Annotated in this window: 17 protein-coding genes; 7 read left to right on the top strand and 10 right to left on the bottom strand. The window is 36.9% G+C overall.

What is annotated here, in order from left to right; translation table 11 throughout:
- The first annotated feature begins 7 nt into the window (after positions 1-7).
- Positions 8-8,569, top strand: a complete 8,562-nt coding sequence (locus NSQ92_RS19120) for a SpaA isopeptide-forming pilin-related protein (RefSeq protein WP_341153090.1) — start codon at positions 8-10, stop codon at positions 8,567-8,569.
- A 252-nt stretch (positions 8,570-8,821) separates the two neighbouring features.
- Here the strand turns inward: NSQ92_RS19120 and NSQ92_RS19115 are convergent, their stop codons facing one another.
- Entirely contained in the window at positions 8,822-9,709 is an 888-nt protein-coding gene (locus NSQ92_RS19115) for an EamA family transporter (protein WP_172865225.1), read from the bottom strand.
- A 393-nt stretch (positions 9,710-10,102) separates the two neighbouring features.
- Between NSQ92_RS19115 and NSQ92_RS19110 the strand changes: the two genes are divergently transcribed.
- Positions 10,103-10,387 carry a hypothetical protein gene (locus tag NSQ92_RS19110; protein WP_341153089.1) on the top strand — a complete coding sequence of 95 codons (285 nt, stop codon included), beginning with the start codon at positions 10,103-10,105 and terminating at the stop codon, positions 10,385-10,387.
- Positions 10,388-10,441: 54 nt separating this feature from the next.
- Here the strand turns inward: NSQ92_RS19110 and NSQ92_RS19105 are convergent, their stop codons facing one another.
- Complete coding sequence (locus tag NSQ92_RS19105) at positions 10,442-11,737, bottom strand: hypothetical protein (RefSeq protein ID WP_047942108.1); 1,296 nt, start codon at positions 11,735-11,737, stop codon at positions 10,442-10,444.
- A 234-nt stretch (positions 11,738-11,971) separates the two neighbouring features.
- Here NSQ92_RS19105 and NSQ92_RS19100 point away from each other — a divergent pair, with 234 nt between their 5' ends.
- From NSQ92_RS19100 to NSQ92_RS19085, 4 genes are all read left to right on the top strand, one after another.
- Positions 11,972-13,288: a CapA family protein gene (locus NSQ92_RS19100; RefSeq protein ID WP_341153088.1), complete on the top strand. Its 1,317-nt coding sequence runs from the start codon at positions 11,972-11,974 to the stop codon at positions 13,286-13,288.
- A gap of 195 nt (positions 13,289-13,483) precedes the next feature.
- Positions 13,484-14,749, top strand: coding sequence for a M20/M25/M40 family metallo-hydrolase (locus NSQ92_RS19095; RefSeq protein WP_341153087.1), 1,266 nt, complete (start codon positions 13,484-13,486; stop codon positions 14,747-14,749).
- A 386-nt stretch (positions 14,750-15,135) separates the two neighbouring features.
- Complete coding sequence (locus tag NSQ92_RS19090) at positions 15,136-15,480, top strand: hypothetical protein (protein ID WP_095259257.1); 345 nt, start codon at positions 15,136-15,138, stop codon at positions 15,478-15,480.
- 215 nt (positions 15,481-15,695) lie between these two features.
- The gene (locus tag NSQ92_RS19085) at positions 15,696-15,869 is read left to right on the top strand and encodes a hypothetical protein (RefSeq protein ID WP_156485407.1); all 174 of its coding nucleotides are present in this window, start codon (positions 15,696-15,698) and stop codon (positions 15,867-15,869) included.
- Between the two features lie 118 nt (positions 15,870-15,987).
- Here NSQ92_RS19085 and araA read toward each other — a convergent pair whose 3' ends face one another.
- The 3 genes from araA to NSQ92_RS19070 are packed head-to-tail and all read right to left on the bottom strand — an operon-like array spanning position 15,988 to position 19,774.
- Entirely contained in the window at positions 15,988-17,406 is a 1,419-nt protein-coding gene (gene araA, locus NSQ92_RS19080) for an L-arabinose isomerase (RefSeq protein ID WP_047942115.1), read from the bottom strand.
- A 40-nt stretch (positions 17,407-17,446) separates the two neighbouring features.
- On the bottom strand, positions 17,447-18,142 hold the full coding sequence (locus NSQ92_RS19075; RefSeq protein ID WP_047942116.1) for an L-ribulose-5-phosphate 4-epimerase: 696 nt from the start codon (positions 18,140-18,142) through the stop codon (positions 17,447-17,449).
- 21 nt (positions 18,143-18,163) lie between these two features.
- Positions 18,164-19,774 (bottom strand): xylulokinase, encoded by a 1,611-nt coding sequence (locus NSQ92_RS19070; RefSeq protein ID WP_095320876.1) that lies wholly within the window; start codon positions 19,772-19,774, stop codon positions 18,164-18,166.
- Positions 19,775-20,113: 339 nt separating this feature from the next.
- Between NSQ92_RS19070 and NSQ92_RS19065 the strand changes: the two genes are divergently transcribed.
- Positions 20,114-21,199, top strand: coding sequence for a GntR family transcriptional regulator (locus NSQ92_RS19065; RefSeq protein ID WP_095320877.1), 1,086 nt, complete (start codon positions 20,114-20,116; stop codon positions 21,197-21,199).
- Between the two features lie 123 nt (positions 21,200-21,322).
- Here NSQ92_RS19065 and NSQ92_RS19060 read toward each other — a convergent pair whose 3' ends face one another.
- The 5 genes from NSQ92_RS19060 to vanR form a co-directional block, all read right to left on the bottom strand.
- On the bottom strand, positions 21,323-22,252 hold the full coding sequence (locus NSQ92_RS19060) for a metallophosphoesterase (protein ID WP_047942120.1): 930 nt from the start codon (positions 22,250-22,252) through the stop codon (positions 21,323-21,325).
- A gap of 10 nt (positions 22,253-22,262) precedes the next feature.
- Positions 22,263-24,182: an FtsX-like permease family protein gene (locus NSQ92_RS19055; RefSeq protein WP_341153086.1), complete on the bottom strand. Its 1,920-nt coding sequence runs from the start codon at positions 24,180-24,182 to the stop codon at positions 22,263-22,265.
- Positions 24,175-24,936, bottom strand: a complete 762-nt coding sequence (locus NSQ92_RS19050) for an ABC transporter ATP-binding protein (RefSeq protein ID WP_047942122.1) — start codon at positions 24,934-24,936, stop codon at positions 24,175-24,177. Before NSQ92_RS19050 ends, NSQ92_RS19055 begins: the two co-directional genes overlap by 8 nt.
- A gap of 127 nt (positions 24,937-25,063) precedes the next feature.
- The gene (locus NSQ92_RS19045) at positions 25,064-26,158 is read right to left on the bottom strand and encodes a sensor histidine kinase (protein ID WP_341153085.1); all 1,095 of its coding nucleotides are present in this window, start codon (positions 26,156-26,158) and stop codon (positions 25,064-25,066) included.
- Positions 26,151-26,843 carry a VanR-ABDEGLN family response regulator transcription factor gene (vanR, locus tag NSQ92_RS19040; protein ID WP_047942123.1) on the bottom strand — a complete coding sequence of 231 codons (693 nt, stop codon included), beginning with the start codon at positions 26,841-26,843 and terminating at the stop codon, positions 26,151-26,153. Before vanR ends, NSQ92_RS19045 begins: the two co-directional genes overlap by 8 nt.
- Positions 26,844-26,948: the final 105 nt, after the last annotated feature.

Genomic DNA, 26,948 nt, shown 5'->3' with positions numbered 1-26,948 from the left:
AAATAGGTTGAAGAGGATAAGTATTAGTTTTCTACTGTTTGTTTTTATTATGCAAACAGTAATGAGCAGCATTCTTTTACCTTCATCAGTATTAGCAATAGAACTGGATGATAATCCGATAATAGATGTGAATCTATTGGATGAGCAAGGGAATGCTGTTAATCTAGCAAATAAAGTTACGTTAGACTCCAAACTGGATTTGAAATATCAATGGTCTCTTGCTGATATCGATGTATCAGAGGGTAAAGCATTATCATTTCAAATACCTTCAGAGCTAACAGTGACTGAAGAGAAGCAAGGACCTTTAGTAACAAGTGATAATCAATCAGTTGGAGAATATAGTATCAACACCCAAGGGATTGTCACTCTCCATATTAACGCAGAGGAAGAAACTACAGAGGCTTATAATGGATTGCTTTCTGTACCAGTAAAGCTAAATGCAGAAAAGATAAAGGGTGACGAGGAGTCTCTCTCTATTCCATTTACTTTAAGGGAAGGAAGTAAAGTTATTGAGGTTGGTTTAGAATCTATCCAAAGCCAAGAAGAAAAGGATAGCTCAGGTCAGGAGAAAGCTCCTGAAACAGAAGAAGCGTTTAAAGAAGAGCAACCTAGTGATAGTGGTCAACAAGAAAAGGATATAACTGATTTACCACTAGAAAATGAAAGAAAAGAAGTAAATATAAGGGAAATTAAAAGTTCAAATATAGAAGAGAACATCCTTGTAAAAGCAGAGCTTACTTACGAGGATGAGAATGGAAACAATCTAGAAAGGCCTAATAAGAACTCCTACATTGGTGTTGATTATACGTGGAAACTTCAAAATGGCCATGGTTATAAGGATGGGGCTACCTTCACGTTTACATTACCTGAGGAGCTAGAGGTTTATAATATAGTAGATAAAGAGGAAATACGATTCAATAATCAAGTTATTGGTCATTTTTCGGTAGCGGAAAATGGAACAGCAACTATTGTATTTAATGAATTTATTGAACAATATTCTAATATAGAAGGCACGCTTAAAGTATGGACAAAGTTAAGTGAAGAGCTTGTTGTCAATGAAGAAAAAACAGTCACTATTACACCTATTAAAGACAGCAACTCAATAAAGATTCCCATTGAATACACTCCGAATGGACCAACAGTGACAAAAAGCGGGCTCGCAAATAAAGCATATAATGCTAATAGCATTTCATGGACGGTTGATTTTAATAAATCTTTAGAAAATCTGGAGAATGCTGTTTTAAGTGATCCCATTCAAACAGGCCAAGAATTAAAAGCTGGTTCTATAAAATTATTTCATTTTAATACAAAATTGAATGGTCAAATGACGTTAGGGGATGAAGTAGATCCATCCTTATATGAAATAGGAAAAGCAGAGGATAACAAAGATTTCACTATTAAGTTTAAAAATACAATAGGAACAGCTTATCGATTAGTTTATGAAACTACTATTACAGATGAAAATCAGAAGAAATTTGATAATAAAGCCATCCTTCTTTCAAATAATAATCCGAAGGGTGAAGCAGCAGCATCTGTAAGTGTAAATAGAGGAAGTCATCTAGAGAAAAGTTCGACTGGCTATGATGCAGATAAGCAAAGCATTAGTTGGGAAATCAAATATAATTACAACGAAAAAGCAATTAAGAAGGATCAAGCAATTTTAAAAGATCTATTTACAAATAGTCAATCCTTAATGAAGGAATCATTGAAGATTTACAATGTCACAATAGATGAAGACGGCAAAGAAAGTGTGGGAGAAGAAATTCCCGCATCATCATACACGCTACAAGAAATAAACGAAGATAATAAAAATGGGTTCAAGTTAAGTTTTAACAACGATATCCAGACAGCTTACAAAATAGTATATCAGACTAAAGCGATTGACCGTGTATTTGAGGGAGAAACGATTAAAAATACAGTTATATCCCCCAATGAAACAAAAGAGGCTTCAAGGAATATTGGGCAGCGTATCTTATTTAAATCACATGGAACACCTAATTACAAAGATAAGAGTATTGACTGGACCATAACATTTAATCACGATCAGTATGAGATGAACAATGTTAATTTAGTAGATATATTTGTAAATGAAGGATTGACTTTAGACAAGGATAGTCTAGTTATAAAAAGTGGAGAAAACACATTAGAATTAGGCAAAGACTATACGCTTGCTGAAACAAGTGATGCAAAATTTTCCATTAAGCTTTTGCATCAGATCGATCACATGACGACTATAAAATACAAGACATTCTTCGACTATGAAAAACGACAAGACAAAACGCATAATTACCTTGAAAATAAGGGTGTATTGACATGGATTGATGAAAATGGTGAAGAAGCGGAAAAAGAAGTAGTATCTAGGTTTACTCCTGACAGTTTTACTCAATCCAATGGCTTTAAAAATGGGAATTATGATGCAATTACGAAAGAAATTACGTGGAACGTTGGAATTAATTATAATGAAAAGCTGCTGCGCAATGCGGTAGTAGAGGATTATATTTTAGGAAACCAGCGCTTAGTAGATAATTCCATTGAAGTCTTTAAAATGAATTTAACAGGTGGTTCCAATGGAATAGGGAAAGGGGAACTAGTTCCAAGTGAAGACTATTCTATATCCTACAAGGAAGATGAGAATGGTAATAAAGGATTTAGAATTGAATTTAAAGAGGAAATTCAATCCGCCTATTATATTACCTATAAAACTAGTTTAAAGGATTTAGCGTTAGTAAGTTCGAAATATGATAATAAAGCAGTTTTATATGATGGAGAAACAAAAGAAACCGAATTATCTGCATCTGTTAGTATCCCGCATGGTGGTACTTATATTACGAAGGATGGAACGCAATCCGGAAAACTAATTGATTGGAAAGTAAATATCAATTTTGCCCAATCTCAGATAATGAATGCGAGCATTGAGGATATTCCTAGTCCAAACCAAATGTTATTAAAGGACTCTTTTCACCTTTATTCAACTAATGTAGATTCGAAAGGGAATGTAACAAAGGGGGAAGAGCTGGTTCAAGGAAAGGACTATTCTCTTCAGCTTGAGGAAGATCCAAGTTCATTTAAACTAGTGTTTCTGAAAGAAATAAATGAACCTCATATACTTGAGTATCAGTCATATATCCAGGCGAATGTAAATGATGCAGTTAGTAATGATGTTTCTATTACAGGAGAAAACATCGAACCAGGGCAAATCTCGTCCACAGAGAAAGTTGTTATAGTCAAAAGAACAGCTGGTATGGGAGATGGAACTGGAGTGCTTGCAAACTTGAAAGTTGTTAAAATCGATGCAAGCAGTCAGGAAAAATTACAGGGAGCTGCTTTTTCACTTGTTGATAAGCAGAGTGGCATTACATTAAAAACAGCGGTCACTGATGACAAGGGAGAAATCCTTTTTGACAAACTGCTTTTTGGTGATTATGTCTTAAAAGAAGATAAAGCACCAGAAGGATATTTAACAGGCATTAATGGAGAACAAAATATAACAATTGAAAAAGAGAATAGCGAAATAACGATAAAGAACCAAAAAATAATCAAAGCCGTACAGTTAACGAAAGTGGATATGGCCTCAACAGATACTACATTGGCTGGAGCTACTTTTAAGTTGTTGAAGAAGGTTGACGATAAGTTTGTTGAATTAGAAACATTGACAACAGATGGGGAAGGCAAGTTATTTAGAGACAACCTAGAGCCTGGAGAATACCAGTTTATAGAAACGAAAGCACCTAATGGATATGAGCTTAATGAGGAACCGATAGCTTTTACTATTAAGGAAGATCAAACGAAGGCGATAGAACTAGTAGCAAAAAATAAAAAACTCGGTTCTGTAGAGTTAACGAAACTAGATATGGATGACAAGCAAACGCCGTTAGCGAATGCTGTATTCCAGTTGTGGAAAGACGGGGAGCTTTTAACCTCGAATCTTACAACAGATGAAAAAGGGCTCCTTTTTGTAGAAAATCTTAAACCTGGATCTTATCAGTTTATAGAAACTACAGCACCTGATTATTATAAGCTGGATTCTAAGCCCATTGACTTTACGATTGAAGATGGTAAAACAGATCCAGTTAAGGTAACAGCCTATAATGAGTTAGTTGAGGGTTCCGTTGAATTAACAAAAGTGAATCAGGCTGATTCAAAGGAAGCATTAGCAGGAGCAGAGTTTGAACTCCGCAATGAAGCAGGGGAACTAATTGCGGAAAAACTAGTAACAGATAAATCTGGTAAAATAACGGTTGATCAATTAAAACCAGGAAAATATCAGTTTATAGAGGTAAAAGCACCAGCTGATTTCCAATTAAATAGTGAACCAATCAGCTTTACGATTTCCAAGAGTAAGACAGCAGCTGATGCAGAACAAGTAAAAGTGACAGCAGCAAATACGTTGATCCCAGGCTCTGTTGAACTGACAAAAGTAGAGAAGGATGATCATTCGATTGTTTTAGCAGATGCTGTATTTGAGCTGCAAGACAAAGATGGAAATATAATCAAGTCTGATCTTATAACAGATGAAGAAGGAAAAATTTTAGTAGAAAATCTGGTACCAGGCACTTATCAATTCATCGAAAAACAGGCTCCTTTTGGCTATGTATTGGAGAAGGAACCAGTTATTTTCGAGATAGAAAGAGGGCAAACGGAAGTACTATCCATTCAAGTTGAAAATGAATTAATTCTTGGAGCGGTTGAACTTCTTAAAGTAGATGCGGATAATGATATGATGCCATTAAAGGACGCTGAATTTGAATTACAAGATCAAGAAGGTAATAGCATCAAAAGCGGACTAATCACCAATGAAGAAGGAAAAATATTCATTGATGGCTTAAAACCAGGCAACTATCAATTCGTTGAAACAAAACCGCCATTTGGCTATAAAAAAGTGGAAAGCCCAATTAGTTTTGTTATTGTTAAAGGACAAGAAAAACCACTATTGAAGGTAGTAACGAATGAACTAACATTGGGTTCAGTCGAATTAACAAAAATAGATGCGGACAATCACAATCTGGTCTTAGAAGGTGCGGAGTTTGAACTTCAAGATAAGGAAGGAAAAACGCTGCAAGAGGGATTAAAGACAAATGAAGAAGGGAAAATTCGCATTGACGGCTTAAAACCAGGCAGCTATCAATTGGTTGAAACGAAAGCGCCAGTTTACTATCAATTAAATGAAAAGCCAATAATTTTTACAATCGAAAAAGGACAAGAGAGAGCATTGGAAGTGACTGCCGAGAATAGCCTTATTACTGGATCGGTAGAATTAACGAAATTAGATGCTGATCAACAAGATCAATATTTAAGTGAAGCCGAGTTTGTCCTTCAGGATGATAACGGTCATATCTTGTTCGAAAAATTGGTAACAAATAAAGAAGGAAAAATTGTAGTAGAAAATTTAAAACCAGGAAATTACCAGTTTGTAGAAGTGAAGGCGCCGAAAGATTATGTTTTAAATAAGAAACCCGTAGCTTTCACTATTTCTAAAAGCGAAACAGCCGCAGATGTAAAAGTAGTAACCGTTTCTGCATTTAACGAACTAACACCAGGTTCAGTTGAGCTGACGAAAGTAGATGCAGACGATGAGAATCTTGTTTTAGAAGGAGCGGAGTTTGAACTTCAAGATACGGAAGAAAAAACACTGCAAGAAGGATTAAAAACAGATAAAGATGGAAAAATCTACATCGATGGCTTAAAACCAGGGAAGTATCAACTAGTAGAGACGAAAGCACCAACTTACTATCAATTAAGTAAAAAACCAATTGTTTTCACCATTGAAAGAGGACAGACGAAAGCATTGGAAATAACAGCTGAAAATAGTTTAATCACTGGTTCAGTGGAGTTAACAAAAGTAGATGCAGATGATAAGAACCTTCGTTTAGAAAACGCTGAGTTTTCGCTGCAGGATATCGAAGGTAATACGATACTAGGTAACTTAAAAACAAATAAAGATGGAAAACTTCTAATTGAAGGGATAAAGCCAGGCAAGTATCAGCTGGTAGAGACGAAAGCGCCAGTTTATTATCAACTAAACAATAACCCAATTGTCTTTACGATTGAAAAAGGGCAAGAACAGTTATTGGAAGTAAAAGCTGAAAATAGCTTGATAACTGGTTCAGTAGAATTAACAAAAGTAGATGCAGACGATAAGAACCTTGTTTTAGAAGGAGCGGAGTTTGAACTTCAAGATACAGAAGGAAAAACACTGCAAGAAGGGTTAAAGACAGATGAGGATGGAAAGATCCGAATCGAAGGCTTAAAACCAGGGAAGTATCAATTGGTAGAAACGAAAGCACCTGCTGACTATCAGTTAAACGGCAATCCGATTGTCTTCACGATTGAAAAAGGACAAGCGAAGCCATTGGAAGTAGTAGCGGAGAATAGCTTAATACCAGGTTCAGTAGAATTAACAAAAGTAGATGCGGACAATAAGAATCTTGTCCTAGAAGGGGCAGAATTTTCACTTCAAGATACAGAAGGGAAAGTACTGCAAGAAGGGTTAAAGACAGATAAGGATGGAAAAATCCGAATCGAAGGCTTAAAACCAGGGAAGTATCGATTGGTAGAAACGAAAGCACCAGCATACTACCAGTTAAACAGTGATCCGATTGTCTTCACAATTGAAAAAGGACAAGAAAAACAATTAGAAATAACGGCCGAGAACAGTTTAATTACTAGTTCAGTAGAATTAACGAAGGTAGATGCTGATCAACAAGAGCAATATCTGAGTGGGGCTGAGTTTGTCCTTCAAGATGATAAAGGCAATATCCTGTTTGAGAATTTAGTAACAAATGAATCAGGTAAAATCCTAGTTGAAAATTTAAAACCAGGAAATTATCAGTTTGTAGAAGTAAAGGCACCAAAAAATTATAATTTAAATAAAAAGCCTGTTCCTTTTACAATCTCAAAAAGCAGTACAGCAGCAGAAGTAAAGAAAGTGACAGTTATAGCAACAAATGAATTAACACCAGGAGCAGTAGAGTTAACAAAAGTAGATGCAGATAAGAACGATCTTGTTATTGGAGGAGCAGAGTTTGCGCTTCAAGATATGGAAGGGAAAAACCTTCTAGAAGGGTTAATAACAGATAAGGATGGGAAAATCCACATCGATGGCTTAAAGCCAGGGAAGTATCAATTGGTGGAAACGAAAGCACCAGCTTACTATCAGTTAAACAGCGATCCGATTGTCTTCACGATTGAAAAAGGGCAAGGGAAGACATTGGAAGTGAAGGCCGAGAATAGCTTAATACCTGGTTCGGTGGAACTAACAAAAGTGGATGCCGATCAACAAAACTTACCATTAAGTAATGCGGAATTTGTGCTGAAAGATAGCCAAGGGAATGTTTTAATCGAAGGCTTAGTGACAAATAAAGCAGGTAAAATTCTGGTAGAAAATTTAAAACCAGGTGATTATCAGTTTGTGGAAGTGAAAGCGCCGAAAAACTATGCTTTAAATAAGCAGCCAATCCCTTTTACTATCTTCAAGAGTAAAACATTAGCTGATGTAAAAATGGTACCAATCACAGCAACTAATGAATTAACAGCAGGAGCAGTGAAATTAACAAAAGTTGATGCAGATGACAAAAACCTTGTCTTAGAAGGGGCGGAGTTTGAACTTCAAGATACAGAAGGGAAAGTACTCCAAGAAGGCTTAAAGACTGATGAGGATGGAAAAATCCTTATCGAAGGTTTAAAACCAGGGAAGTATCAATTGGTAGAAACGAAAGCACCAGCTTACTATCAATTGAACAGTGAGCCGATTACCTTTACCATTGAAAAAGGGCAAGCAAAAGCATTGGAAGTAGTAGCCGAGAATAGCTTAATACCAGGTTCGGTAGAATTAACGAAAGTTGATGCAGATGACAAAAACCTTGTCTTAGAAGGAGCGGAGTTTGTTCTTCAAGATACAGAAGGAAAAGTACTCCAAGAAGGCTTAAAGACAGATAAGGATGGAAAAATCCGCATCGAAGGCTTAAAACCAGGGAAGTATCAAATGGTAGAAACGAAAGCACCAGCTTACTACCAGTTAAATAGTGATCCGATTGACTTCACTATCGAAAAAGGACAGGCGAAGACATTAGAACTTATGGTCACTAATAAGTTAATACTGGGAAGTGCAATAGTGAAGAAGGTGGACGAGAAAACAAATCAACCATTAGAAAATGCACATTTCAAGTTAACTGATAAACAAGGTAATATCATCATGGAAGAGGGAATTAGCGGAAGAGATGGCAGTTTAGAATTAATAGATTTATTGCCTGGTGAATATCTCTTATTTGAAACGAAAGCACCTAATGGCTATAAGAAATTATCAGAGCCAATCATGTTTGAAATTACCAAAGGGCAGCAAGAACCAATTGTTGTTAAAGTAGCAAACGAAAAGATAGTTTCCGGAGAACAGAAACCAACGAAAGAGTCTGACGATGAGAGTGGTACTAAAGGGGAAGATTCTTCTGGTTCGAAAAATAACCCTGGAAAGACGCTTCCTGATACAGCAACAAGTTACTTCAATTACATTTTAGCAGGAGTGCTCTTAATAGGTTTTTCTGTTTTAATTAGAATTAGAAAAAGAGGAAATTAAGAAACAGAAATCTACTATCTTCAACGTAAGCTAATAATAGAGAAAGCAGCTGAATTGTCAGCTGCTTTTTTTAGTGTGCTAGAGATAGCAACCATCTAGTCGATGTAAGTACTCTTTAGCGGGATTCCTTCTGTGCTATTTTCCCGACACTCGATTTCATAGGAGTAATTAATACCCATTAATTACTTTTTATAAAGATATATCCTCTTATTCGTTTTAATAGGTTTTTAGAGGGAATCGGTAGAATGTCCCTTAATAGGAAGCTATTTTTGCTTTGGATAGTCGAACATTACTAAAAGCGATTCCTCCTAATATTAAGGCAACACCGATCCATTGCAGCATGCCAACCTGTTCTCCTAAAACAAATGCAGACATCGAGACAGCTACAGGAAGCTCAGAAGCTGTTAAGATAGTGCCAAGTCCCGGTCCAATTTGTGGCATTCCAATAGAATAGAGCAGAGGCGGAAGAACTGCACCGAAAACTCCAAGCAGCAATCCATATGGTGCTACCCCTATTAACGTAGAGAAATCCATTAAATAAACCGGTGGAAATACTAGAAAAACAACGAATAAGCCACCTACTGAAAGAAGGCCGCTCTTTAGGAGAGGAGCAGTGTTCTTTCCGACAGATCCGCTAAGAAAAATAAAAGTAGCAAAGGTGAAGGCAGAAAGTAATCCCCAACCGGCACCTTGCCAGGAAATATCCATGCCCCCTTCTAAAGAAATGCCTCCTGCGAGAACAGAGCCGAATAGAAGAATAATAATCGAGATGACCTTCTCCTTTGTAGGCTTTTTCTTATAAATAACCATTTCGAAAAGCGTGCCAATCCAAACAAATTGAAACAGTAAAATAATTGCAAGGGAAGCATTTATTGTTTGTAAGGATTGATAATAGAAAATTCCTGTCATCCCAAACGGAATACCAGATAATAAGAGTTTAATAGCTTGCATGAACGTTACTTTATATTTCTTTGTAAGTAATACAAGAATCCATGTAATGGCTGTACCAAATAAATATTGTGCACCTGTTACTTCAGCTGCCGAAAATCCAGCAGCATAGGCAAGTTTAACAAATGTAGACAAAATTCCGTAACAGCAGCCACCTAAAAAAACGATTAAAGCATAATTCCATTTTGCCAAAATAAATTTCCTCCTTTTCAACATAAAAAGCCACACAATTGTCAAAAGACAATCGTGTGGCGAAAATAGAGTTTCCTCTAGAAAAATCCACGTCCTACATCAGGTTTTATTATTACATTCCTCATTTATTATAAGAACAAGCCCGCTCGTTGTCAAAGGGTTAGAAAGAGAAACAGAGAATAAGTTCTAGCGAGGGCATTTAACTAAGGATAAAAACAAGAAACCTGTTAAGAGAAAAATTCAAAATAACCTTTTTTAGCTAAAAAGGGAAACGGAAGAACTTCTCTTGCTTCCCTTTATGAAATGTATGTGAATTGATACACAAATAAGGTTTTTTTCGAATCTATGTGGAGTACAATAAGGGGAGAAAAGGAATTTGAGGAGTGAATTGAAATGTGTTCTGATGATCAAGCGTTTTCAGGTGTTGATGGAATTGTAAATGAGCTTCATGTAAATCAGGTACAGAATACTAATTTCTATGGAGTGGGAGGGGATTATTCAAATGGGATACATCTGCAAGTGCAGCTAAGTTCCAAGCAATATTCAAATCTATTAAAATACGGATACTCTGGTAAAAAGAACAATGTCTATTTCGCAGTAAGATCGAATAATCATGTCCATCTCTATGCGGCTTCTACAGAAGATATTAACAAACTTTTAGAAGTGATCAGTAATTAAGGGAAGCAGAAGGAGGGTTCTAGTGAGATCATCCGACTCATAAGAACCGTCCTTTTATGTACCAATCTGATATATCTTTCTTGGTCTTCCTCTTGTAAGAGGAACTTCTTCGCCGATTATTTTGGCTAGTCCTTGTTCTTTTAAATTTGTCAGTATTCTTCTAGCATTTCTTGGTGTCATTTTGAGCCATTCAGCTACGTCTGATGCAGTTATTGCATGTTTTCCAGTATTTTTTTGGATAGAGATCAATTTGTTATAGGTGCTAATAGTCACTCCTGCTTTTTTGAGTTTATTGCTAAGCTCTTCATCTGTCACCCTGTAATTAAATCCTATGGTTTGATTTTGCTGAAGTGGACCAGTAATATTTCCTATATCATCGACAAGAAAACCGGTATAGGTTCCATATGCCTCTGCATGTTCCAGTGCTAGAATGGCGTTTTTCTCCGCAATCATGGCGGTGTCCCCATAACCAATTCCGACATTTGCTTTAGAATCTGTAAGCAGCTCTATCTGAGAAAGAAGGGAAATTCCTTGTTGACCGTTTCTTTCAATCGAGCCCCTTGTCGAGAAAATAATAAAGCTGCCGATACCTGTCGTAATAAAAGACCCTGAAACAGATTCAGCAAAATCTAATACGGAATTTTGGATTTTTAAATTTAATCGATGTAAATCATAGGAAATCGAATCCTTTGCAGCTGTATCCATCATTTCCCCAATTTTTATCATCATGACTGCAATTTGGGAATTACGGAAATGGAGCTTTTCCCATTTTTCAAACCCTTCGCTAATCGTTTGTTTAATATTCTCTTTTGTGGCAGTCACTCGATAGACAGGAATATTCAGCGAAACAAGCTTGTCATAAACGGAGCGAAGGGAGGTGATGCAAATATCTACTTTCCTATTCCGAAAGAGATTAGTATGATATTCAACAATGTCATTGGTTGAGAGTCCGACATTATGTAATAAATGTAATTGGTCTAAAGGAATATGGTTTTCCTGATAAAGGTCGATAAATTGCTGTTTAAAAAAACTATCGATACTAATTTTTTCAATGTTTTTTCCATCCTTATAAAGAATATTTAATAGGATGATGGCAATAGCGCCTTGATTAAACCGTGGATAAAAAAATAATTGCTGCTGGTGAAATTTTTTCGTCAAATGGTAAGGGGTATATCCTGTACATATCCAAAAATCAACAAATTGCTGCTTTTGTTCTACAATTGCTACCGAGTCACTTGGTTCGTTATAAATACATGGAATAACTTCTAGAGTGGGCTGGAATTCTTTAGCGATATTCATTATTTTCTGGACCGAGTCTTTTGGGCCGAGCAGCCCAGCTTTTGCTTTCATGATTGCATTGCCTCCGACTATTTTTTCCTCGAGTATACTATAGGAAATAAATAATGAGCAAACTGAATTTCCGTAATAATTCTGTAATAATTGGAGAGGAGAATTATGTCAGATAATCTTACAGGGTTTTTAACATGTGTTATTGACTTTGATATTTTGTCTCTCTATACTTTAATTTAAGGATTAATTAAGGAAATATTCCGAATTTGATAAAAGAATAAAGGGGGAGGAAAAATGCGAGATATCATTACATTTGCCGCGACTGGTGATTCCTTTATCACACGTAAGCTTCCAGTCAAAACTGCATCCTATAAAGAAATTGCTGGAATTATTAATCAAGCTGATTTTCGATTTACGAATTTAGAAGTCACACTTCATCATAATGAAGGTATTCCCGGAGCAGAAAGTGGAGGTACTTGGGCGATGGGGTCTCCAGAACTTCTGTCTGATTTAAAGAATTATGGATTTAATACCCTTGCATGGGCGAATAATCATACCTTGGATTATTCTATTGATGGATTGAAAGCGACAGAAAAATATTTAAATAAGTCAGGCTTTGTACATGCAGGTGCTGGACAGAATTTGGCCTATGCGAGTGAACCCAGATATCTAGAGACAGATCCTGGCAGAGTTGCCTTAATATCAGCCACATCCACCTTTCATGAGTCATGGGTAGCAGGAGAGCAACGCCCAGATATGATGGGAAGACCTGGCATTAATCCACTACGTTATAAAACCACCCACCAGATTACACCTGAAAATATGAATACTTTAAAGCAAATAGCCTCAACCACTTATATAAATGCAGCTCAAGAATTATCCATTAAAGAAGGCTTTCTTTTAAGAAGAACCGATGGGATTTTTTCTTTTGGAGACTACTTATTCGAAGAAAGCAAAGAAGAAGGACAAACGACTACACCGGATGAAAGAGATATGGAACGGATCATAAGAAGTATTAAACAGGCCAAAAGACAAGCTCGCTATATTATTGTAAGTATTCATGCTCACGAAATGAGAAAAGGAGATAAGGAACTACCTGCTCAGTTTTTGGAGAAGTTTGCTCGAAGATGCATTGATGAAGGAGCACATGCTGTCATTGGTCACGGTCCGCATGTATTAAGAGGAATAGAAATTTATAAAAATCGTCCGATATTTTACAGCTTAGGTAATTTTATTTTTCAAAATGACACTGTACCTTATTTACCAACAGACTTTTATGAAAAGTATCAATTAAGTCATACGGATAATGTCGCAGATGCACTAGATAAAAGAAGTAAAAATAACACAATTGGGTTTGGGACAAATCATAAAATTTGGGAATCGGTTATTCCAGTTTGGACAATGGAAAAAGGTGAATTATCAGAACTAAAGCTCTACCCAGTGGAATTAGGCTATGGGAAGAAAAGATATGAAAGAGGCTGGCCGGTTCTATCCGATAATCAGGACATATTGCAAAGACTTGCTAAACTTTCTGAGCCATATGGTACGCAAATCAATCTAGAAGGAAATATAGGGATCATTCGTTTAAAAGAGCATACAACCGCAATTTGAAAAGACAGAATATTTTTAAAATAGAGGAAAAAGCTTTTAAGTTCTTAATAAGGAGTGTATTTCAATATAAGATGTCCATTTAGAATGGATCGATGTAAGCAGGAAGTGCCTTCGGAAATTACAAATTAACGATAAACATGTTGTTGCTTTTCATTTATATGATTGATTAAAAAGTGAGAGAGGAGTGCAGATTTCATGACAAATGTTGAGCAGAAAACAGAGGGGGTTACCAAGAAGGTGGGGCAAGTATATAAACTACTTGCTGAGAATGAGCAAGTCCAAAAAGCACTAGAGTTTTTAGAAGAGGATAATGAAGCAACAACTGAGGAACAAATTGAACTGACGGAAATAGAGGCACCAACTTTTGAAGAAAAGGAAAAAGGAGAATGGTATAAAAAGAGATTAGAAGCGTTAGGTGTTAGGGAAGTAACTACAGATGAAGTAGGAAATGTTTTTGGTGTGCTGCCAGGAAGCGGGAAAGGTCCTTCCTTAGTTGTTTGTGCTCATTTAGATACCGTGTTTCCAAGAGGGACAAATGTAAAGGCAGTCCGCAAAAACGGATTAATTTATGCTCCGGGGATTTGTGATGATGGAAGAGGGTTAGCTGTTGTTTTAACCATTATTCGAGCGCTTGCTGTGGCGGGGATAAAGACAGAAGGGGATCTTATTATTGGTGCCACAGTGGGGGAAGAAGGACTGGGAGATTTAAGAGGGGTGAAATCATTATTTGAAAGTCGTCAAGATATAGATGGTTTTATCTCGATTGAGCCTGGGGATCCAAGTCGTATCACTTATTTAGGCACAGGAAGCAAAAGATTTAATGTTTTATTTAAAGGACCTGGTGGGCATAGCTTTGGGAATTTCGGTATTCCAAGTCCCATTCATGCATTAGGGCGAGCAATTGCCAAAATTTCTGACCTAGCGACACCTATTGAACCAAAGACGACGTTTAATGTAGGCATGATAAAGGGAGGAACATCTGTTAATACGATTGCGGAAACAGCGGAAATGCTAGTTGATTTACGTTCGAATTCACAAGAAGAACTTGAAATAATCGAAAGTAAATTTTTACATTTGATGGAGCAAGCAAAAGAAGAAGAAAATGATCGCTGGAATGTGGAAGCACAAGTTAGTCTTCAGATAGAAAAGGTAGGTGATCGTCCAGCGGGATCACAAGATAAAAATAGTGTCATTGTGCAAGCTGCTCAATGTGCGACAGCAGCGCTAGGGTTTGAACCGATTCTAGATCAGGCGAGTAGCACTGATTCGAACGTTCCTATTCATTTAGGGATTCCAGCCTTAACGCTCGGCGGCGGTGGGGAAGGTGGAGGATTCCATACATTGCAGGAATATTATAACCCTGCCGGCGCTTATACTGGGGCACAAAAAATATTATTAACAATTCTCGGCTTAGTTGGATTAGAACAGGTTACCGCTCCACTATTGGAGAAAGGTAAATAAAATCTTAAATGGCTGCTTAACTTTGGTAAGCAGCCAAGTGTAGCTAATCGAGGTATTAAAGAAACGGCTGAAGAAGTGGCAAGATCCATTTGAAAGGCTTAGGAGCAGATGGAGAATTAGTCGCAATAGAAGAAAATCCGATTGATCAATAATGGGGAAGTGACTCTTTTTCGTCAAAAATTCGTTACGGTATGCAAGAGGGATCGCTAATAATAAAAGGGCTCTTCTTGATAGAATGGTGCTATGCATACATATTAAGCAGTAGTTGAAGAACTATCGATTAATCTGATTTTTTTTAGTACTTTTAATAAGTAAAGTTTTTTTGTTAATATTATGATGAATATAAATATTAGGATTTTAAAATAAATGCTTTAGAAAGGGAAAGCATGTTGAAGAAAAAAGTAGTTTTGATATTTGCTTTAGTAATTCTGTTAATAGGAGGCTGCTATTATTTATTTATCTATTTTCCTTATCAATCTTCCAAAGATTTTTTCGGCTTCCCCGTTCCTAGAAATGCTGAAATAATTAGAGGAAATGAAACGACAAAAACTTATAAATGGTCAAGCGCATCAGAAGAACATGGTATTCCCTTTGGATATGCAAAAGCCATACAATCATATGGTTGGAAAAAGGGAGAACAAGAGGGAGCTTTGGTTTATTATAGCAACGGAGAGCATCAAATCATATTGATTTCTTTAACAGAAATAATAAGCATCGAAAAAGTAAAGTAAGAAAATAAAGGAAAAGTGAAATGGAGAAAAAGAGCTATTCTAAATGGAGTTGTGGCTTTTTTGGGAGTTAAAATATATAAGTCTAACCGACGGCATAGGTGGAAAAAATACAAGAATCGACTATAAAATATTTTTCCAAATAAATGAAACTAATTAGCTCTTTAAAACGTATTCTTAAGTAGCAATTGTTAAACAATAGATGTGGAGGTGTAAAAATGATATTTTTATGGCTATTTGCCCCAGTGGTAATTGTGGTGGGACTTGTACTATTTTTCGCAAAGAAATCTGGAATGACTGCACCTGACGAAAATAAACAAGCTGATAAATTAGGAGAAATAGTCCATTATAATCGAGTTAATTCAAGTAGTGGTCCAGGAGGAAATAGTTGAATAAATGAGAGTAGAAGAAGCAAAAGGACGGCTCTTGTGAGAATTTATAATAATCACAAGAACCGTCCTTTTTGTGAAGTGGAGGGCGGGGAGTACTAGAACCGTCCCTCCGAGGTCATTACTTAATCACGACATATTCTAAATTAACTAGTTTTGCATAGGTGATAATTTGATCGGTTGTTAGGTTTAGAGAAACGACTGTATGGTGGCCGCCACCGTTTTCGATCCATGCCTTTACGCCGTCTTGAAAATTTGGTTTGATATTCCATAATACCCGAGCTACTGGAAGATTTGGGGCTGGAACGGTTGGTTCGAATGCGGATACTTCATTGATTAAAAGCTTGTAATGAGTACCGAAGTCAGCCATGGAAACAACAACTCCATCTCCTGCTTTTCCATCAAATACTAATCGAGCTGGATCCTCGCGATTGCCAATCCCTAATGGAGATACAATAATTTTCGGTTTATTGCTTGCTAAAGTTGGATCGACTTCGAGCATATGTGATTGAAGTGCGGCTTCTTGACCAACTGCTAATTCATAGGTGTAATCCTCCATAAAGCCTGTTGACTCGTTATGGCTCATTACTTTTAGAAGGCGATCAAGTGCAGCGGTTTTCCAATCGCCTTCGCCGGCGAATCCATAGCCTTGCGCCATTAAACGCTGGACAGCAAGACCAGGGAGCTGTTTCATGCCATATAAATCCTCAAAGTTTGTGGTAAAAGCGTTGTATCCACCTTCATCAAGGAAGCGTTTAATGGCAATTTCATAGCTTGCCTGCACTTTTACGCTAGCTTCCCAATCTTCCTTATTATAGCTTCCGTAGTCAAAGTCATATAGTTCTTCATATTGTGCAAATAAATCATTTATTTCATTTTCGTTTACTTCATTTACATATTGAACAAGGTCGCCGATTCCAAAATAATCAACGGTCCAGCCAAATTGTATTTGTGCTTCGATTTTATCTCCTTCTGTCACCCCGACATTACGCATGTTGTCGCCAAATCGCGCAACCTTAATTTGAAAGCTTTCGTTATAAGCGACAGCTACGTCCATCCAATCAGCAATTTGCTGCTGTACTTTTGCGCGCTGCCAGTGGCCAACCACTACTTTATTTTGTTTTTTCAAACGTGCATTAATGAAACCGTACTCTCGGTCCCCATGAGCTGCTTGATTTAGATTCATAAAGTCCATATCAATTGTATCCCATGGAATGCTTTCATTGTATTGTGTTGCTAAATGAAGCAAGGGCTTTTGTAATAGCTTGGTGCCGCGAATCCACATTTTCGCAGGGGAGAAAGTGTGCATCCAGGTGATAACACCAGCTACTTCATCTCGGTAGTTAACTTCTTTCATCATCTTTGTAATGGTATCTGCGCTCACTGCTAAATCTTGCAAAACAAGCGGATAAGGGAGCAGACCACTTTCATTTAAAGTGTCTGTCATTGTTTGTGCATGGGCTTTGACTTCCTTTAACGCTTCTTCGCCGTATAGATGCTGGGATCCTACAACAAACCAAAATACTTTATTAGTTGACATGCTATTTCCCTCTTTCTAATAATAGTTTAGTAGCTTAATATTACTTTTGACCATAATAAGCATTCTTTCCATGCTTTCGTAAATAGTGTTTATCCAAAATACGCTGCGGCAATTCTTTGGAAAAATGGTTTAATTCTCTTGTAAATAAATTCATCTTGGCCACTTCATCCAACACGACACTGTTCATAACAGCTGATTTAGCATCTTTTCCCCAAGTGAAGGGACCATGACCATGCAGCAAAACGCCAGGGATTGCTAAGATGTCTAATCCCCGTTCTTCGAAAGTTTCAATGATTACTTTACCAGTCTCTGCTTCATAACCACGATCAATTTCTTCTTGTGTTAAAAAGCGAGCACATGGTACAGCACCATAAAAAGTATCAGCGTGTGTAGTTCCCAGAGCGGGAAGATCAAGTCCTGACTGAGCCCAAATGGTTGCCCAAGTGGAATGAGTATGGACAATTCCGCCGATTTCTTGATAATGTTTATAAAGAACAGCGTGAGTAGCTGTGTCAGAGGAGGGATTCAACGTTCCTTCTACAACATTTCCCTCTAAATCTATTACGACCATATCGCTTGGCTGCATTGTTTCATAATCAACCCCGCTAGGTTTAATCACGAATAAACCACTTTCGCGATCAATGGCGCTGGCGTTTCCCCATGTGTATTTCACGAGTCCCTGCTTAGGTAATTCCAAATTTGCGAGAAAAACTTCCTCTTTCAGCTTTTCTAACATGTAAATCCCTCCAATTATCCTTTAAAGAATCAAATTTTCGATTGCAGCTTTTTCGATTGCTAGCCCTTTTTTATAGCGTTCGATAAATTCTTCAAAGCCTTCTACGTCAAAGCGGTCTGGATAAATCGTCTGCTTATCTATCTCTTTAAATACTCTTTTGTCGAGATAATCTTCTAAACTATCATGCTCGTTATTATTTAACATATAAGAAGCGAGAATAGCGATTCCCCATGCGCCGCCATCTCCAGCAGTATCCATGACAGAGACAGGTGTGTTCATTGCAGCTGCCACAATTTTTTGTCCCACGACAGGCGTTTTGAATAAACCGCCATGTCCTAAGATGCTGTCTATGGTAACATTTTCTTGTTTGGTCAAAATATCCATTCCAATTTTTAAAGCTCCAAAGGCCGTAAAGAGATGGGTTCTCATAAAGTTTGCTAAATTAAAATTGCTCTCTGGCGAGCGGACGAATAAGGGACGGCCACTTTCTAAACCAGTGATATTTTCACCTGAAAAATAGCCGTAGCTTAGCAATCCGCCACCATCTGCATCCGCTTTCAAAGAAGTGTTTAATAAAACATGGAACAATTTGTCCATTTCTACCTTTTGTCCCATTGCTTCTGAAAATTCGCGGAATAGGCGCATCCAGGCATTTAAATCACTCGTACAGTTATTGGCATGGACCATTGCAACTGGAGATCCATCTGGAGTTGTGACAATATCAATTTCTGGGTGAACGGCTGAAAGGTCTTTTTCTAATACAATCATGGCAAAAACAGAAGTTCCAACGGAGACGTTTCCAGTCCGTTTCTTCACGCTGTTGGTTGCAACCATCCCTGTACCGGCATCTCCTTCTGGAGGACATAGGGGAATACCTGGTTGTAAATTCCGTGAACGATCCAGAATTTTTGCGCCGATTTCTGTTAATTTTCCGGCTTGTTCTCCGGCTATAGCGACTTTTGGAAGGATATCCTTCAGTTTCCAAGGGTATTCTTTTGCAGCAATTAATGCATCGAATTGTTCTATCATTGATTCATTATAATCTTGCGTTGTTTCATCAATTGGGAACATACCGGAAGCATCGCCAATGCCGATGACCTTTTGACCAGTTAATAACCAATGAATATATCCAGATAAAGTAGTAATATGGTCGATACGCGGGATATGCTGTTCATTATTCCAGATAGCTTGGTAAAGATGTGCAATACTCCATCTTTCTGGAATATTGAATTGGAATACATCAGTTAATTTTTTTGCAGCAGTACTTGTGGTAGTATTGCGCCAAGTTCGAAATGGAACAAGTAGTTCACCAGTATGATCAAAGGCTAAATAGCCATGCATCATCGCAGAAAACCCGATCGAACCAACTGTGCGAATAGTTACCCCATAATTTCGTTCAACCTCTTGTTTCATTTCACTATAAGCTGTTTGTAAACCAGTAATAATGTCCACTAAATTGTACGTCCAAAAACCATCTTCTAAAAGATTCTCCCACTCATAACTTCCAGTTGCGATGGTTTCAAAACGGTTGTTAATTAAGACAGCTTTGATTCGCGTGGAACCGAATTCAATTCCAAGTGAGGTTGCCCCCTCAACAATATCTTGTTTGGTATTTGCTCGATTATTTTTCATATATTCCCTCCTTGACAGCGGTTTCGTAATCAGTGGAGATAATGGTCTTTATTAATATCATTTTTATACCTATACTTTATAATGTGTACGTACCTTTGTCAAATATATTTATAGATGTTCATACAAATAAAAAGAATTATGAATAGCCTTATTACTATTAATACTAGCCTGAATATAAATTTATGTATATTCGTATAAAAAATTGTCGGAAAAGTAAAATGGCATTAGCTGTGTTTAATTTGTATGCACTAATATGCATTGTTTTGTTTCTGTAGCAGTTATGCTAAAATATGACCATACAAATACCGGATCGTCATTACATTGAAGGAAGTGCATTAAATGAAATTAAAGTATCAGATCATCATTGATGATATAAAAAGTAAAATTCTTTCTGGAGATTATCAGGTTGGAGAACAAATTCCTACTGAATCAATCTTGCAGGAAATGTATAAAGTTAGCCGTCATACGGTGCGAAAAGCAATCTTGGAATTGTCTAATGACGGATTTCTCCGAAGTGAAAAAGGATCTGGTACCTATGTAAGTAACTACTATCAATTAAAAGGGAATGGAAAATCCAAAAGGAAAACAATTGGTGTTATTACTACCTATATATCTGATTATATCTTCCCTTCCATTATTCGAGGAATTGAAAGTCGGTTAAATGCAGAAGATTATTCTTTATTATTAGCAAGCACAAACAATGATGTGGAACAAGAAAAGAAGGCATTAGAAATGATGCTGGCATTTGGAGTAGACGGTTTAATTGTTGAGCCGACAAAAAGTAATTTATACAATCCAAATATTGCTTACTATCTATCCTTTAAAGAGCAAGATGTTCCATTCATTATGGTCAATGCCTATTATGAAGAACTAGAAGTGCCATTCTTCTGTCTTGATGATGTGAAATCTAGCTATCTTGCAACAAATGAATTAATCGCAAAAGGGCATACAAAAATTGGCCTTATAGCAAAAATGGATGACTTACAAGGAAAGTTTCGTATGAAGGGATACATAAAAGCATTAGGAGAAGCAAAGCTGCGTTTTCAAGCAGAGCATGTTTATTCTTTTACAACCGAAACAAAGCCTGATTTAAATGTAAAATTAAAGGAATTTCTACAGGAAAACATGGATGGAATGACAGCGATTGTCTGCTATAACGATGAGGTAGCGTTAGAGGTTGTTCATGTATGCAGAAAACTGAACATCGCCATTCCAGACCAATTATCGATTATTGGTCAGGACAATTCCTATATGGCAAAAAACGCTAATATCAAGTTGACTACTTTAACACATCCGCAAGAAAAAATGGGACACGATGCAGCAGAATGGATCATTAAGAAACTACAAGGCAAAAAAGATTTGAAAAACGAAAACTATTATCAACCAGAACTCATCCAAGGAGAAACAGTGAAAGGTCTGATATAGGATGCAGAGTGGCGGTTTCCACGCAAAAAGGTTCCCCAGCCCTAAAGGAAAAGGACTGGGGGAATATATAAGTAATTAACCATTTTGGGGAAAGGGAGAGCTTTACTATATTTGCAAAATAAGCTATTTCGTTTTTAAAGTGATTAGTCCAATGCTCGGAGTATTGAATAATCGAAATGAAGCAAACCATGGACCAGTTACCCCTAACCCACCATTTACATATTGTGTATGATTTTTTACAGTATGAACCCCTGTTACATTTACCTTTCCTGGAAATAATCCATAATTCGGTGCATAGAGAGGACCGATAATTGGTAGTTTGAATTGGCCGCCATGTGTATGACCATTAATGCTCAAATCCCAATGTCTCCATTCTTTATCGGTATCTTTTAAAGAGGTTATCCGATAATCATGGAGTGTAGTGCTTTCTTTATCAATTTCTGTAGGGCGATGCGAGATTTCAATGGTGAAAGGCTCGTTCTGCTGTAGGTAACGAAGCTCAAATTCTTTCCTTGCTTCTATTAAGTGATAGGGGATTTTATCTGCCCCTACTTCATTTATTCCAGCATATGGATTGGTTTTTAACCAAATAGACTCATCACCTTTTTTTAGTTCCTGACCAGGATATAATGGCTTCACTCCATATTTCATAAATAATTTATAAAATGGGTTGCTTTTTGTCAGTGCTGCTGTACTATTATCAGCATCTTTGTCTCCTAAAATATAGTACATTTCTTTCTTTTGTGGCATTCCTTGTAATAGGTGTTCGAGTGGTTGTAAATTTTCTTCTTCGGAAATATAATCCCCTGTGAAAACAACTAAATCATATTGTTGCTTTTTTATTAAATGAATCAGCTTCTGCTGATCTTTTCCGAATTCCTTTCCTTTCAAATCAGAAATCTGTAAAATATTGAAATGATCAAATGCTGCTGGCAAACGGTGGTTGACAATCGTTACCTTATCTACTACCACGCGATTGTTATCCCAAATAATTCCTATAATTAACAAGGTGAGTGCTGTCATTATAACCCAAAAAGGTTTTAGCTTTTTCATTTCTATTCTCCTATTGCCTGATTATTTTTTTGTAGCTCTTTTCTGTCAAAATAAAGAGAAATCCATAAATAATTATAAAAACAATGGCCGCAAAAAGACCACATCCTATCACCACAAGCCAGTCATCCATGGCTGCGATTCCTATTAATTTCATTACTAGTGGCAAAGCCATTGTAAGATGCAAGAGAGCGACTGCTAACGGGGCAAAAAACATAATCCAAGTTTGTTGCCGAATCGTTTTCGTCATTTCTCTATCGCTCATTCCGACCCTTTTCATAATGACAAAACGCGTACGATCATCGTAGCCTTCGGAAATCTGCTTATAAAAAATCATTAATGCTGTTTCCGCGAATAAAACAGTACTAATAAATATTCCGAGAAATAATAGGCTGCCAAATCGTACTAATAAAGATTCTTTATAAATGGATTTTGCTTCGACATAGATATTTTCGATGGATTCTGCCTCGTCAGTGATTGCGTGGGAAAGCTTATTCACTGCATCTGGATCTCCTTGTAAAGCGATGTCTTGGAAGCTTTCCGCAGAATCGGGCAATCCAATTTGGTTTGTGAATCTGCTGTTTAGTGGTGCAATAACATAAATCCATTTATTCTCCGGGTTAGTAGATAAGGAGGTGTCTATTGGAAGCTCTTCGATGAGTTTCTTCACTTTGAATTGGTGATCAGCTAAGTGAATACTTTGTAGTGGAGCTGTTTTCTCATTCCTTAAAAGCAGTACCTCATCATCAGCCAAGGAAACCTGTTGGTTTGTTAACCTGTTATAGTCGTTCAAGGGTAAAATAAACACAAAGTCGTCCTTCCCATCACCCGTTAGATCAGCAGCAAACTTTCCTCCTTGATAAGAAGTAATAGAGGTAATCTTGACTTTAAAAGCGTCTGCACTTTTTTCTATAAAGGTTTTCAGCTTTGTTTGTTCCGTATTGGATTCTCCACTGCTGCTAATTTTTATATCATACGGAAAACTGTTCGTTAGTATTGTGTTAATGCCCATATATAAAGAAAGTGTTATGGTCATAACCATCAATGTTCCAGTACTTAAAATCGTAATATTGGAGAGGCCAACTGCATTTTGTTTCATTCGATAAAGCATGGTAGATATTAACGTGAAATTATTTTTGCTATAATAAAGGTTTTCCTTACTGCGCAGGGCTTTTAGCAGGGCAATACTAACAGCTATAAAAAGCAAATAGGTAGCTATCGTTACAAATCCGATAGCTAGCAGCATGGAATATAAGTCATCTTTCGGGTCTTTTACAGTAAAGGATAGAATATATCCAACTATTAAAAGCACTCCACCAAGCATAGCAGCTATTAATCTTGTTTTTGGCTCCTTTTCGCCAGCTTCGGCACCCTTCATTAAATCGATTATAGGAACGGAAAGGAGTTGTTTTTTATTAAACAAGTATAGGATAAAAAAGATAACAAAAAACGTAGCGATTGTTTTGAAACATGCTCCTAATGATATAGTGCTTACAGTCAAGGGAACATCCATGATGGCCGACATGGCTAATCCTGCCAATTTATTGAAAATAAGGCCTATTAATATACCACTCGTAATTGTTAAGCTTGCAATGATATTATTTTCTAGCAGCAATAGTCTTTGGATATGTTTTCTCTCAAGTCCCAATAAATGATAGAGGCCAAATTCCTTCTTCCGCCATTTCAAAATAAAGCTATTTGTGTACAGTAAGAAAAAGACAGAAAGAACCGTAAATAATAGACTGCCAAATTTCATAACGTCTATGGTGAAGTTCCCTCCGGAAATAGACTTTAATGTTTCGTCTGTCACTAAGCTATTGATGGTATAGTACAAAGAGATGATAACCGTGCAGGTTAGTAGATAGGGAAGGTACATTTTCCGATTTGTTGTAATGTTAGTTACAGCTAATTTGATAAAGACTTTTTTACCCATAAATGTCACCTCTAGCAGCTTTTGCTGCCTGTACTTCGAAGATTCTCTGTATCATATCTTCCTCGGAATGTGTTTTGCGAATTTCTTGTTCCATTTTTCCGTCCTTGATAAATAACACACGGCTTGCCTTACTTGCTGCATGAACGCTGTGTGTGACCATAATAATTGTTTGACCTTTTTCATGAAATAACTGAAATAAATCCAATAGCTCATCTGCGGAGCGAGAATCTAATGCCCCGGTTGGTTCATCTGCTAAAATTAAGCTTGGCGATGTGATAAGCGCCCTTGCGACAGCAGCTCTTTGTTTTTGTCCCCCAGATACTTCATAAGGGTACTTTTCTAAAATGGAGTCTATTCCTAATGTTTTCGCCAACGGCTTAAGTCTTTCTTTCATTTCTGCTACAGACTTATTGGCTAATACAAGCGGTAGAAAAATATTATCTTTTAGACTAAATTGATCGAGTAATTGAAAATCCTGAAAGACAAATCCTAAATGTTCTCTGCGGAATGCTGCCATTTCATCATTTTTGATTTGTTTATAATCTGTCCCGTGTAATATTACATGTCCTTCTGTGACATCCTCTAATGATGCTAATATATGGAGTAATGTTGACTTTCCTGAACCGGATTCCCCCATAATAGCAATATGCTCCCCTTTGTGAACAGTGAAGCTTATATCTGCCAATGCCTCTACCTTTGCGCCAAGCCGGGGTTTATAAACTTTTTTGACATTTTTCACTTGTAAAATTTCCATCATCATACCTCCAACAATAAAAAGCAGCTTATTATTTCGTACTTTAATCATACGGAATAATAAGCTGCTTTTTATTTGCTCTATCTAACAATTATCTTCTTTTTTTCTTCTAAAATTCTTACGAAATTCATACGGTGAGAGGGATGATGACTTTGAATAGAATATGTTGGTCTTCGCTTTTCGCCGTAATGGTACCATGATGTTGTTCGATAATTTGCTTAGCGATTGCTAAGCCTAATCCTGTGCCGCCATTTCTAGAGGATCTAGAGGTATCCAAACGAAAGAATTGTTCAAAAATCCGATCTAATTTTTCTTGTTCGATTGGATAACTTTGATTGCTAAATTGAATCAAAGCATTACCGTTATCCTGCGTAACGGAAACAATGATGCTGCTATTTTCCAAGCTATAATGCACAGCATTACTAAGGAGGTTATCAAATACTCGTTGAATCTTCTCTGTGTCACAAACGATTTCTACATCCTTGCTTCCGTCCAACTGATACGTTACATTTTTCCTTTTTAAGGCTGGCTGCAGCTCAAATAGTAACTGCTCGAGCATAAAGGAAATATTCACTTTGCTGTAATTTAACGAGACATTAGCTAAGTTAAAGCGGGTAATTTCGAAAAACTCATTGATTAAATCGTCTAACCGCTCTGCGTTATGGAGTGTAACTTGGATAAACTTTTGATGCATCTCATCTGAAATGCTTCTCTCATCCCGCAACAGTGTTAAATATCCGATAATGGAGGAAATAGGTGTTTTTAAGTCATGTGCTAAATAAACAATTAAATCATTTTTTCGCTGCTCAATTTCTTTTCTGGCCTGCTCCTTTTCCCGTAATGCTAATTGCAATCTTTCTATGCTCTCTTCCGTATCTTTTAATATGCCTGGTAGCGGGAAACGGTCTTTCTCTTGATCTTCTTCCAAGCTTATTGTCTCAAAATTTGCTGAAAGGGTAGCTAAATAAGCTATTAATTGTCTTCGCTGAAAATAAATAATAGCAATAATACAAAAGATAAAAAGTAGTGGAGCGAGGGTTAAAATTCGGTTACTAAGCCATTTTAGCGCGGTCCCTAACATCCCATTAAAGAGTTGCTCACTATCTGCTTTTAGGATGAGAACAGAGAGGAGGAATATAACCGCAAAGCAGAAAAGTGCAAGGATAAAAAAACGAATTCTTAAATAATGGCTAATTTGCTTTTGCTTTGCTTGTTTATTCAACTTTATACCCCACTCCCCAAACGGTTTTAATAAATTTCGGCTTTTTGACAGGCTCCTTGAGTTTTTCTCGCAGTCTCGCAATATGTGCCATAACCGTATTGTTGTTTTCTAAAAACTTCTCTCCCCAAACATTCTCAAACAGTTCTTCAGAGGGAATGACTTTGCCCTGATTTTCGGCTAAATACCACAGGATGGAAAACTCAATTGGAGTTAAATCGATTGGTTCCCCAAATAAAGAACAGGTGTGGGTTGCTTTGTTTATTTTTAATCCTCTAATATCATGCTCCTCGACCTGCTGTTTTCCTGTTTTTTCGTTGTAGCTCGTATAACGACGCAAAACAGTTTTCACTCTAGCCATTACCTCGAGAGGATTAAAAGGTTTCGTAATATAATCATCAGCACCAATTGTTAAACCGGTAATTTTATCGAAATCCTCTATTTTGGCTGTTAACATAATGATGGGATAGTAGTATTTTTCTCGAATTTTCTGGCATAATTCAAACCCATCGACATTAGGTACCATTACATCTAATATGGCTAGATCGTACTCTGTATTTTCAATATACTCTAAGGCAAGCTGCCCATCATGAACGGTTGTAACGATGTATCCTTCATTTCTTAAATATAGCTCTAATAATTTCGACAGATCCTCTTCATCTTCAACAAGTAGTATTTTTCGACTCATTTTCTATCTCCTTTTTGGTTTAAACATGATAAATGCTAGGGATGTGGAGTGGAAATATAAATTTACTATACCAAATAATAGGACGAGAGGGGAACTGTCCTTTTG

The organism is Niallia sp. FSL M8-0099 (genome assembly GCF_038006945.1).
GTDB classification, from domain to species: Bacteria; Bacillota; Bacilli; order Bacillales; family Cytobacillaceae; genus Niallia; species Niallia circulans.
The sequence above is the reverse complement of the archived record's forward strand: the minus strand, read 5'-3'. Positions and strand labels throughout refer to the sequence as shown.